Here is a 12,666-nt window from a genome sequence, read left to right as displayed (position 1 = left end):
GAATAAAGTTGCTTTACAAGCAGCCAAGACCAATACATTTTCCAATATTCCACGAGGGCCCAGGTGGCGGAATTGGCAGACGCGACGGATTCAAAATCCGTTTCCGAGAGGAGTGTGGGTTCGACCCCCACCCTGGGTACCACTCGATCAAGGCATTAAAAGTCAATTACTAGCAAATAAGGCATGGACATGCTTGCAGTAATCAAAATGCAAACAGATGCAGTTCGAGTGAACTGAATCTAACAAAATTGCCGAATCTGATTTGAAAATGCAAATATGGACGGGGTGAATAGCAGGGCCTCACGTTTATGAACGGGTAATGCTTGATGGGTGACTTTGATCAATGGTGTGTTTCTAGTCGATAAGTTACGTTTTCTTCATTCCTGTCACAAGCTAGCTTATATTGGCGTTTTCCGTCGGATTTCCCTGTCTGGTCAAGTTGAGGAGGCGTCTTACGTTACGCTATGGAGGCGTGGAGGTGGCGTTGCAGTGACATGGGTGACAAAATCGCCTTCTTCGTTAAGCTCAGGTCACGTACATTGACTCAATCTGTTGAAAGCTTTTTTCGTTGGTTCCTCTTTTCACTTCCTCGGGTCAATTGGCAAAACCCCATTATTTAATGGATTTTTGTTGGTTGGTTTGAAGTGCGGCAACGGATAATTAAATGAAGCTTAAAACGATTCCACTTCTCTGCGCTTGTCTTAGCGCATTCTCGATAACCGGTTATGCGGATCAAGTCGCTCATTGGGATTTCAATGAGGGCAGCGGCATAACTGCGACAGATTCCATTGATGGATTAATCGGTGACCTACAAGGCAACGCTACTTGGGTGGCGGGCTGGGACGGTTCGGCAATCCAGACTGTGAGGGATGTTGATAGCCAGGTTCTGGTGGGTAATCCCGGTGCGTTGAACATCACTGGTGCGGTGACCGTAATGGGTTGGGTCAAACCTGCTGGAGCTAGTAATTACGGCATCATTGCTGGCATTGATAAATCTGGTGGTGCGGCGAATGACCAATTTGTTTTGAAGACCACTGCTGCGGGTTCCAGTTACTTGAGCTTTCAAGCAACTGGTGTTGGTGGCGTGGGTGTAACTGCTACTGATAATCAGTCGATTGTGGCCCGAGCTGCAGCCGATGATGATGGCTGGATTCACGTTGCTGGCGTCTTCTCGCCCGGTGAGGCAGTCATTATTTACATCAATGGCGAAGAGATTGCGCGGACGGCGACATCAATGACGGAATTACAAAGCACGTTGAGCGAGAGTATCCCGTTTCGCATTGGCAACATGACGAGCAGTTTCGACTACGGTTTTAATGGTGCGCTGGATGAGATACGCATCTTTAATGAGGCCGTTGAAGCGAACGCGATCGCCGAATTTGCGGGTGCTGAAGTGAGCGGTGATGACTTAGTCGCATTTTGGAATTTTAATGAAGGAGAAGGCACGACTGCGACAGACTCTGTCAATGGCATCGTGGGAACGCTTCAGGGCAATGCGACATGGACTGAAGGCCTCGATGGAGGTGCCATACAAACTGCTCCAGATAGCGAAAGCGAAGTTGTGGTCGGTGCGCAGCCGGAACTAAACCTCACAGGTGCAGTTACAGTTGCTGCCTGGGTTCATCCGGCTGGCATGAGTAACTATGGTGTCATTGCAGGGATCGATAAGTCGGGTGGTGCAGCGAATGATCAGTATGTGCTTAAGACGACTGCATCGGGCACTAGCTACTTGAGCTTTCAAGCGACTGGTGCTGGTGGAGTCGGCGTAACTGCCACTGATTCGATCTCAATTGTTGATCGCGCTTCCGCCGATGTTGATGGTTGGATTCATGTAGCTGGTGTATTTTCTCCCGGTGAGTCGGTAACCATCTATGTAAATGGCGTGCAGGTCGCTCAGACTGTTACGGAGATGACTGAGCTACAGAGTACATTGAGCGAGAGCATTCCGTTTCGCATTGGTAATATGACCAGTGACGGGGAATTTGGTTTCAACGGAGCTATCGATGATGTGCGTGTTTACGGATCAGCGCTTACCACAGATGCATTGAAGGAGCTGGCTGACAGCGATGTAGTCGTCGAGGGCGAATACCTATTTTCATTTGGTGCGGTGGCCGATCCACAATACAAGGATGCTGCTACGGCTGGATCGCGTTACTATCGCAACAGCTTGCAGAAACTACCTGTAATGGTGACTGATTTTAATGCCCGTGACCTTGAGTTCGTCATTTGTCTGGGCGACTTTATCGATGACGATTTCAATAGCTATACTGTGATGATGGACATTTGGGATGACATCATTCATACGGCCTATCATGTGGTGGGTAATCATGACTTGTCGATTGGTAGTCATACGCTGGCGGAAGTTGTCGAGGTGATGAAGATTCCATCGAATTATTATGATTATGCGATCGATGGTTGGCGCTTCTTTGTGTTGGACGGCAATGATGCTGGCTACGGCATTCACAGTGATGAGCAACTGGCTTGGTTGCGCGATGGGCTAGACTTGGCCTTAGCGAATAACGAATCCGTTATCCTTTTCAGTCATTATCCGGTTTACCCTCCTGGCACAGCACACATAAGCCCACAAGCTGGCGTATTAATTGATCTGATCGCCGATTATCCAAATGTTCGTGCATGGATGAATGGTCATAACCATGGCGGTGCATACGGTGAAAATGCTGGTGTTCACTACATCAATCTTGAAGGCATGGTGGAAACTGCGGATACCACCGCTTACGCCGAGATTGAAATCTGGACAGACCGCATTGAAGTCAAAGGTGAAGGCCGGGAGCCGAGCCGCACGCTTTATTTTCCCACCGAGTCTTTGGTTCGCCTGGATACGCCAACTGGTCTAGCTGCAATTGATGGTGGAGTGGGCGTTAGCCTGAGTTGGGATGTAATCGCAGATTTGGATGTCACCGAACTTGAGCTGGAAAAGCGTACCGTTGGTGAGAATACCAGCTATGAGACTGTTGCGATATTAACTGCGGACCAAGTTAGCTATATCGATACTGATGCTGTTAGCGGTGTGGAATATCTTTATCGGATTCGTGCGTTGGATGATTCGGAAAATGCTTCGGATTGGTCCGCAGTGGTTTCGGTCGAGCTTGGCTTCCTTACAGGCCAGATCATTGACCTGAATTCGACTACTGGCGAAGGCAACGAAATCGTGCTGACTTGGAACCTGGATGGTCAAGTGTTTGATCGCTTGGTATTAGAACGTCGCTATGGCGATAGCGGCGAATTTCAATTGGTAACTGGCAGCCTAGCGGGCGACGTAACAACTTATACGGACACGTCTCTAGTTCCCAACTCGACCTACACTTACCGAATTGCAGGAGTCGCATCCAGTCGGCAGACTGGTTGGTCGGTCACATCTTCGGCGACTTCCGGTGAAGCAGATGCGATCGAGGGAGAGGCACCTGGTTTGGTCGCTTACTGGCCATTTGACGAAGGTGCCGGCAGCGAAACTGGCGATTATTCTGGCAACGGTCTCACTGGCACTATCTTAGGTTCGACCAGTTGGACAACCGGTAAGCTAAATAATGCGCTTCAGTTTACTGGATTTTCTGGTGATGAAGTCGTTGCGGGAACACCCGGGCTTTTAAACATTACTGGCGCGGTGACGGTTATGGCCTGGGTTAAGCCGGTAGGGGTGAGCAACTACGGAGTTATTGCCGGTATCGATGAATCTGGTGGTCCAAGTAATGATCAATACGTGCTTAAAACGACGACTTCAGGATCTCACCAATTAAGCTTCCAAGTTTCTTCTGGTGGATCGGGTTACACGGCGACTGACACGGTCAATCTGACAACACGTTCAGTTGGAACTACGGATGGCTGGGTGCATGTGGCTGGTGTTTTTGTTCCTGGCGAAGAAGTTGCACTTTATGTTAATGGTGAAAAGGTCGCTAGCACTGCAGTTACAATCGAAACGCTGCAAAGCACTCTGAGCACCGACCGTCCATTCCGGATTGGTAATATGACCGCTAGCTCGGACTACGGATTCAATGGCCTCATCGATGAGCTACGTGTTTTTGCCAGCAGCGTTTCTCCTGATCACATTACGGCGTATGCCAGCGGAGATTCAATCAGCGAACCGTTGGGGACCGTAATCGAAAAGGGAGATACTTGGGCTTATCTCGATGACGGCTCCAATCAGGATTCCACGGGTTGGTTGGATGTTGATTTCGACGACAGTGGCTGGAGTGTCGGTGCCGCACAATTAGGTTATGGAGATGGTGATGAAACGACTGTCATTAGCTATGGTCCGGATTCTGGCAATAAGTATGTCACGACCTACTTGCGCAAAACGTTTGAAGTTGATTCGCTGGAAGGCATTGAATCGCTGTTCTTCGAAGTCCTGCGTGATGATGGCGTCGTGATCTACCTCAACGGCCAAGAAGTCATTCGCGACAATATGCCAAGCGGTGCGGTTGGCTATCAGACCTATGCTTCGAATGCGATTAGTGGCTCTGAGGAAGAAACGTATTTTGAATTCTCCGTTTCACTGGATCAACTACTCGTAGGGACAAACGTGATTGCGGTCGAATTGCACAACGGTAGCGCTTCGAGTTCAGACCTAAGCTTTGACCTGAGCTTGACAGTTATTAACGAGGATTCGAATCAACCCACGATCAGCGAAGAAGTGATTGCTGCAGGCTATGATTGGAAATATCTTGATGATGGTTCGGACCAAGGGACGGCATGGAGCGCAGTTGCGTTTGATGATTCTGCTTGGGCAACCGGAGCGGCTCAGTTGGGCTTTGGCGACGGCGATGAAGAAACCGTTCTTAGCTACGGTTCAGATGACCAGAATAAGCACATTACCTATTACTTCCGCACACATTTTGACGTGGCGGATATTGATGCGGTGAAGTCGCTTGATTTCGGTATTCTGCGGGATGACGGTGTTATCGTTTATCTGAACGGCCAAGAAGTCATTCGGGATAATATGCCAGCAGGTGCGATTGATTATCAGACATTCTCCTCTGAAATTATTTCTGGTTCTGCGGAAAGCAACTTCTATGAGTTTACGGTTGAGCCTGACTATCTGGTCGTGGGTGACAACGTTCTTGCAGTGGAAATTCATAATCGCGATGGCACGAGCTCAGACCTTGGTTTTGACCTGTTCTTGAACCTTGTTTCGCTGCTCGATCCAAATGCACCGATCTTCAATAATCAGGAAATCGACGCACCGGATGGTCGTTCAGGTGACGCCTACGCGGCTTCGATTGCGGATCAAGCTAGTGATGCCGACGGTGATGAGATGTTCTTCAGTAAGGTTAGTGGCTCGGACTGGCTGACCATTGATCCTGATGGATCGTTGAGTGGCACGCCTGGAGTGACAGACGTCGGCTTAAACGTATTTATCGTCGCCGTTACTGATAACGACGATGGGCGGACAACGGCGGAGTTACATATCTTTGTTGATGAGCCTGCTGAACTAGCGCGCGCTTCGATGCCTGGTAATGACGAAGCGTTGGTCTTCGGTGTTATTCCTGACACACAGGGAAGCACGAACGGGGTGCCAGTCGATGAAGCCAGTGCGATCGCTGCACAGTTTATCGCACATGCGCCGAAGTTCATCATTCATGTGGGTGATATCACGGATGGTAACAGTTCCAATGGCGATACGAAGTTTGCTCAGTTGGAAGACTTGAAGGCTTTGCTCGTCAATCCATTGGCCGAGAATGGCATTGGATATTATCCAGTGCGTGGCAATCATGACTCCAACGCCTATCAGCATACTTCCAGCAATGTGTCGGCTTGGGCGGCAGCGTTTCCATACCTGTTCTCAGGTGATGGGGCGGTCATTGATCCGAGTGACGTCCCGGGTGGTAGTGAATCTTCGCCGAATAATAGCAACTTCTGCTATGTCTACGATGCTGGTCATGACACCTTCTTCGTCGCGGTTGACCAATGGAACGGTGGTGCAGCTGAGAATTATTCCAACTGGGTTGCTGAAAAATTCGCTGAGATTCGTAGCACGAATCCAAGTGCGCATATCTTCGGATTTTCACACTCCGGTTTGTTTGCTTCAGCCCTTCACCCAGCGATGAGCGAGTTCGTTTCTGGAGGCTCAGAGCCGTATATCGAAGCGGGCAAACAATATGAAATTGATGGTTGGTTCAGTGGGCATAATCACATCTATGACCGCTCGATGGCGATCAACTTGAGCGATAGCAACAAGCCTTATATGTTCAACTTCACTTGCGGTTCGGCGTCGGAAAAATTCTACGCACTGAGCCGTAGCCCTGTCGAAGATCAGCATATTAATTGCCTGATCGACAGTACGACGATTGCCGGACGTCCGATCGCCTATTTGCTGGTGACGATCAATGGGCCGTTTGTAAGTGTTGAGACATACATGTCGCCGGACACTGATGGTAATGGAACATTCAATGACTGGTCGGTCTGGGACGCCTACACCTACTCGCGTAATGGCTTACAGTTCACTGTTGCATCGGGTGAAAATTACAATGATCGCAACATCATGGATAGCGCGCCGGAAGTGGAAGGTTTCCTCGGAACAAGTGTCCGAGTCATTGACGGTGTTAACAGTGATGCGACGACGCATTCTTACGGTTCGACTTCGTTTGGTCAGTATCGCAACATCACAACTGGTTGGTGGAAACGTGATGATTGGTATGCTGCCGATGGTCGGGATATCGTCTCTGATATCGTGAGCTTGAATGGTATGCGTGAAACACCGGGTCGCAACCGTTGCGACGCATACACACTGGTTCTTGATTACGACGACGGCGCTATGTCTCCTGCAATTGAGGAGGCCCTGACGATTGTTGCTTTCTTAGACGAAGATACTGGCGATGCTGATCCAGGTAATTGGCTGAATGCAACCAAGGCGATTCTCGGAACTGCTGCCACAGATCCATTGCTACGCGCTCCTTTGGCCTCTGACCCAGTCGGCTCTTGGGGTGTGGATGTGGATAGTAATCAGGTGTGGGCTCGACTCGACTATCAGGGCGATTTCGCAATCGCGATGAATATCATCGATACTGATAAGGATGGGCTGTCCGATAGCTGGGAATTAGAACGTTTTGGTTCCTTGGATTACTCTGCGAGTGATGACCCCGATAACGATGGTCTCACGAACATTGAAGAGCAAGCTGAGCAAACGAACCCGTTGCTGGCTGACACGGATGGTGACCTGTTCGACGACGGAGTTGAAGTCGATCACGGCTTAGATCCTCTCAGCCCTAATAACGATTTACGAGATAGCTTGATTGCCGCGTTGATCAATAGCCATGACGCACAATCCGAGTGGGGCCTATACACCCGCGATGCTCTGGGTGGATTCGGTGCCGAATCGATTTTCAATGCTAACGGCACTGAAGTCGAAGTGAGCATTCAACTATGGCAGAGTCAGGACCTTGAAAATTGGTCTCCGTCGGGAGTTCCAGTCGAGCGCATATTGCCGATTGGTGAGGGGCAATCATTCTACAAATGGCAGATTATTCGCGGAGTTACTGAGGAGTAATGCCGAATCGGAAATTCGGTCCGACCCCGTAATTCCTTCTATTTATAAAAAAACCGCAATGCACGATGCATTGCGGTTTTTTTGATAAGCGGAGACTTAAGATATCGTGGCTGAATAATCTATTTAGCTGTCGCATTAGCTAACTGGCTGCCAAGTTCGTTGCACCAGCGGTTAAATGCGTCCGATACCCGCGACCAGTTGGTTATACCGCTGGCACTGTATTCGATATCACTGCCGAAATTGCTGTCAGAGAACACTGCGAGCATTTCCCCATTGGAGCCAAGTAGTTCTATTTTCACTTGGATACGGCTGACTCGCAAGGTTGAGCCGGAGATTTGGCTGTCAAAGGTTCCTATGCCTGCTGCTGCACCGGCTCCATAATGATTAGCGTTATCTGCAAGGTTATTGGCCGTGATGGTGGCACCGTTAAGTGGAGACAGTCCTTCGACTTCATTGATTGTCGCCACCAAACTCAGGCTGTTTACACTTGGTGATTCTACGATGGGTAGGGCTCCGCCGATGTGGCTTTTGATCGCACCTTGCAGAGCATATTCCAAGGCCGCAATCTCACTGGGATCCAAATTACGTGCTCCAGCGGAGGGATTTGCCGTCACCGATTTGATATAAATCGAATCGTAGCCCTTTAGGGCATCAGCGTCCTTGATTGAGAACACGCCAGCGTCACCTAGCATTGTTGAGTGGAATCCGGCTAGCGCCGGGTCATCGTGTTGCTGTGTGCAACCCGAAATACAGATTGCGCCGATTAGGGCTGTTGCGAAATAATGAACTTTCATAAATGGCAGGAGATTACGCCACATGGTAACGGCACAAAACGCCGCGTCAAATGCGGAAAGTAGCAATTTAGGTGCCGTAATGGGGTGGACACAGGTTGACAGCGACAGCGGAATCCATTGTTATCCTCTGCTTTTTCTGAAAGCTCAAACGAAGTAAATCCCATGAAAGCCCAGATGACTCCGCTCGAAGAGTTGCGGCACAGTGCGTCTCACGTGCTGGCGACCGCAGTACTGCGCCTCTTTCCCGAGGCCAAGCTCGACATCGGGCCACCCACAGATAACGGTTTTTATTACGACCTCGACCTCGACCAGAAGTTGAGCGCTGAAGACCTCGAAAAGATCGAGGCCGAGATGAAAAGCGTCATCAAGGAAAACCAGCGTTTCGAGCGTCAGGAAGTCACCCGCGACGAGGCCGTGGAAATTATCAAAGGCTGTGGGCAGGAGCGCTACAAGCTCGGCCGTCTCGCAGACATTCCCGAGGGTGATGCGATTTCGTTTTACCGCAACGGTGAGTTCATTGACCTGTGTGCCGGCTCCCATGTCAATTACACGAAGAAGATTAAGGCCTTCAAGCTACTGAGTATTGCTGGTGCCTACCATCGTGGTAACGAGAAGAATAAGCAGCTTCAGCGCATTTACGGCACAGCATTCCCCAACAAGGAAGAATTGGAGCAATACCTTGACGCGCTTGAGCAGGCAAAGGCCCGTGATCACCGCAAGATCGGTCGAGATCTGAAACTATTTGTTATCGATGAAGACGTCGGCCAAGGCTTGATCCTTTGGACACCCAAAGGCTCCATTATCCGGCAAGAACTCCAGACGTTCATTGGCGACGAACTCCGTAAACAGGGCTACGATCAGGTTTTCACACCGCACATCGGCAAGCTCGCGCTTTACAAAACTTCGGGCCATTTTCCGTATTATAAGGAATCGCAATTCCCCGCCATCGCTGAGCCAGATGCCCTCGAACGCATTGCACACGAGGGATGCTCCTGCGCCGAACTGACGGCGCGGCTGGAAGCCGTTTCCCCGCATTTTGCGGAGGAAATCAATCGCCGCACTGGCCGCGAAACTATCGGCATCGAACGCACGATGGACCCGACCAAGCTTCTGGATGGTTTCATGCTGAAGCCGATGAACTGTCCGCACCATATCAAGATTTTTGCCTCTCAGCAGCACTCGTATCGTGATCTGCCGTTACGTTTGGCGGAATTTGGCACCGTTTATCGCTGGGAGCAGTCTGGTGAATTAAACGGGATGACCCGCGTGCGCGGTTTCACCCAGGACGACGCCCACATTTTTTGCACCGAGGATCAAGTCAGCGACGAGGTGATGGGCTGCCTGTCTCTCGTCAAAACGGTGCTTACCACGCTTGGCATGCATGACTACCGCGTACGCGTTGGGCTGCGTGATCCTGATAGCAGCAAGTTTACCGGCGACGCCGAAAAATGGGATAAGGCAGAAGATGCCTGTCGCCGTGCCGCCAGCACCCTTGGCGTACCATTCACCGAGGAGCCTGGAGAGGCGGCTTTCTACGGTCCGAAGATCGACTTCGTGGTCAAGGACGTCATTGGCCGCGAATGGCAACTCGGCACCGTGCAGATCGACTATGTGCTGCCTGTCCGCTTTGACCTGTCCTACATCGGCGCAGATAATCAGCCGCACCACCCAGTGATGATCCACCGCGCTCCTTTCGGCTCGATGGAACGCTTCTGCGGCGTGCTGATCGAACACTTTGCGGGCAATTTTCCGCTCTGGCTTTCGCCGGAGCAGGTCCGTGTGTTACCGATCTCGGACAAGACAGCCGATTACGCCAACGATCTTTTGGCCAAGCTCAAAGACGCAGGTATTCGGGCTAGTATTGACCGCCATGACGAAAAGTTCGGTGCCAAGATCCGTCGTGCCGAGATGGACCACGTTCCAGTCATGCTCGTTTGTGGCGAGAAGGAGGCCGAAGCTGGAAATGTCTCGATCCGCTCTCGCATTGGCAAGGGTATTGAAGGCACGGTTTCAGTGGACGAAGCCATTGCCACACTTAAATCAAAGATAGCTGCTAAAGCGTTGGCAGAGGGGAATTCGCTATGAAACAATATATCCTGTTCATCCACGGAAACGCGAAAACACAATCGACTGCGGAGGAATGGGAAACCTTTTTTTGCGCGGCTCGAGCAAGTGGATTGTTCAATGGTGGTAGCGCTATTGGGGAACGCTGTATGCTAGGGGAGCCCTCGGCTCCGTCCTCCGATCACATTGTCGGTTACATGCGTTTTGATGCCGAGAATAAGCAGCAAATCGTAGATTTGCTCAAGCAACATCCGGTTCTCGTGCATGGCGGCTCAGCCGAACTGTGTGAAATGCCGAAAACGTAGTGGTTTGCTCAGGGGGGGCGGATTTTCCGTTCTTGAATTGGCACTGACTTAGCTTACAGTGTGGGTATGGCGGAAGGGATGGATCCACTCGAACGTTACTACGGCAGTCTGTTGGGCTTGGCCATTGGGGACGCGCTTGGGGCACCGGTGGAAGGACTCGCGCCGGGCATGTTTCCAAAAGTAAGCAACTTTTCCGGGGGCGGTTTTCACCAGATCGAGCCCGGAGAATGGACGGATGACACTTCGTTAGCGATGTGCTTGGCCGAGAGCCTTGTGGCTCGTAACGGCTTTGACGCACCTGACGCTATGGACCGCATTCGCCAGTGGTGGCGGGCGGGCTATTGGAGCTGCCGTGAGGCGGCGTTTGGCATTGGTGCGACTACTCGTGCGGCGATCGAATATTATGAGGCCGAAGGTGCTCCCTTTGCTGGACTGACCTCGGAGGCCAGCTCTAGCAATGGTTCCCTGATGCGTTTGGCACCGGTACCGCTCTATTATATGGAGCAGCCTAAGGAGGCGCTTTTGATGTCTGGTGAGAGCAGTCGCTTGACGCATGCCACGAGGCTTTGCATCGACGCTTGTCGTTATTTTGGCGCGCTCATTGTGGGTGCCGTTCAGGGCGTGAGTAAGGAAGAGTTGCTGATGCCTGGTTATTCACCAGTGCGCGGTAGCTGGTTGAGCCAGCCCTTGACTGGCGAGATTGAGTCGGTTGCCAGAGGTTCTTATTGGGATAAAGCCCCTCCGGCCATACGGGGGAGGGGGGAGGTCGTTGCCTGTCTTGAAGCCGCGATGTGGGCCTTTGCTAGCACAAACAATTTCGCCGATGGTGCGTTAGCTGCGGTTAACTTGGGTGAGGATGCCGATACCACCGCTGCCGTCTATGGCCAGCTGGCGGGGGCATACTATGGCATTGGTGGGATTCCTGATGCCTGGCGCGACACGATTGTCTACCGGAAGAAAATCATCCGGCTGGCGGAACGGCTTTACACGGCCTCTCGCGAAATGGCGGGTAAGTAAGTCCCATTCGGCCATACATTTCTTGGCAAGGTTGGCGGTTCCGTGGGCACTAGGCAGATTGGCCCATCCGGTCGCCCATGCGGGCGTAAAGCTCGCGTCCGGCTGCGGTATGGGCCCGTAAGTCTTCATCCAGAACGATCTTTCCCGGCTCGAAAAGCGTGATTGTGCTGGAGCCACCAAAGGCAAAATAACCTTTTTCGCCGCCTTTGGCCGTCCATTGGCCGGGGACATGTGTTTGCTGGATAGAGCCCACGCAGGTTGCGCCGACTTCGATCAAGGCAATGTCTCCGTGGTTCTCGCTGTGGTGGATTGTTACCACGCGGCGGTTGGTCCAAAAGATTTCGATGCGCTGGCGGAGGGCCACGGGGTTGACGGAATACAGGGGGCCGGGGATGGTACGTGGGCTTTGGCGGGGGGCGTCAGGCACGCCTTCAGCCGGGAAATGAAAACGGTGATAATCGGTCGGGCACAAGCGGGAGAGCACTAGAGCGCCGCCGCGGAATTTTGAGGCCAGTGCTGAGTCGCCGAGCAGGGCGTCTAAGTCGAAGGACTGGCCCTTGACGAATACTTGGTTGACCGCCGAGGAGTCCGCCCAGCCCAAATGCCTGCCATCGGCGGGGAAGACCACGCTGGCGGGATCGTTGTCGATGGGGCGCGCCTCGTCTTTGAGTTGGCGGGTAAAGAAGTCGTTGAAACTCGCAAAATAGTCCGGCGGCTTGCGGAACTCTGCGATGTCCAAGCCATATTGCTTGATGAACGGGAATACGCGGCTTGCGCTGGTTCGGCGGCTCATTTTCCAGCCATACCAACGGGAGAACCACACGCGCTTGGCGGCGAGTTCTACGGTCAGCCGGCCTAGCGGCGTGCCGTAGGCCCAGGCTAGCCATTGTTCGCCGAAAACTTGCTCGGTCTCGATTTGGCCGGTGTAGCGATTGAAATATTGGATGGGTTCCATGAGTGAGGGGGGGGAGGGTTATGGGGTTGG

6 protein-coding genes and 1 tRNA gene are annotated in these 12,666 nt (G+C 51.8%); 5 read left to right on the top strand and 2 right to left on the bottom strand.

The genetic code is table 11. The annotated features are described in order from the left end of the window. Nucleotides 1-57: 57 nt before the first annotated feature. Both IE065_RS15710 and IE065_RS15705 read left to right on the top strand, forming a co-directional pair. A tRNA-Leu gene (locus IE065_RS15710) sits at nt 58-142 on the top strand. A gap of 522 nt (nt 143-664) precedes the next feature. Continuing rightward, complete coding sequence (locus tag IE065_RS15705) at nt 665-7,501, top strand: LamG-like jellyroll fold domain-containing protein (RefSeq protein WP_189516804.1); 6,837 nt, start codon at nt 665-667, stop codon at nt 7,499-7,501. A 119-nt stretch (nt 7,502-7,620) separates the two neighbouring features. On the opposite strand, the gene IE065_RS15700 is transcribed toward IE065_RS15705, so the two are convergent. Continuing rightward, nucleotides 7,621-8,295, bottom strand: a complete 675-nt coding sequence (locus tag IE065_RS15700) for a DUF3313 family protein (RefSeq protein WP_189516802.1) — start codon at nt 8,293-8,295, stop codon at nt 7,621-7,623. Between the two features lie 162 nt (nt 8,296-8,457). Here IE065_RS15700 and thrS point away from each other — a divergent pair, with 162 nt between their 5' ends. The 3 genes from thrS (at nt 8,458) to IE065_RS15685 (ending at nt 11,681) form a co-directional block, all read left to right on the top strand. Then, nucleotides 8,458-10,380, top strand: a complete 1,923-nt coding sequence (gene thrS / locus IE065_RS15695) for a threonine--tRNA ligase (protein ID WP_189516800.1) — start codon at nt 8,458-8,460, stop codon at nt 10,378-10,380. Next, a complete protein-coding gene (locus IE065_RS15690) occupies nt 10,377-10,664 on the top strand; it encodes a hypothetical protein (RefSeq protein ID WP_189516798.1) in 288 nt (95 codons plus the stop codon). Before thrS ends, IE065_RS15690 begins: the two co-directional genes overlap by 4 nt. A 78-nt stretch (nt 10,665-10,742) precedes the next feature. Next, nucleotides 10,743-11,681, top strand: a complete 939-nt coding sequence (locus IE065_RS15685; RefSeq protein WP_189516796.1) for an ADP-ribosylglycohydrolase family protein — start codon at nt 10,743-10,745, stop codon at nt 11,679-11,681. 49 nt (nt 11,682-11,730) lie between these two features. Here the strand turns inward: IE065_RS15685 and asd are convergent, their stop codons facing one another. Further along, nucleotides 11,731-12,636, bottom strand: coding sequence for an archaetidylserine decarboxylase (gene asd / locus IE065_RS15680; protein WP_189516794.1), 906 nt, complete (start codon nt 12,634-12,636; stop codon nt 11,731-11,733). Nucleotides 12,637-12,666: the final 30 nt, after the last annotated feature.

The organism is Cerasicoccus arenae (assembly GCF_014651635.1).
Taxonomy (GTDB): domain Bacteria; phylum Verrucomicrobiota; class Verrucomicrobiia; order Opitutales; family Cerasicoccaceae; genus Cerasicoccus; species Cerasicoccus arenae.
The sequence above is the reverse complement of the archived record's forward strand: the minus strand, read 5'-3'. Positions and strand labels throughout refer to the sequence as shown.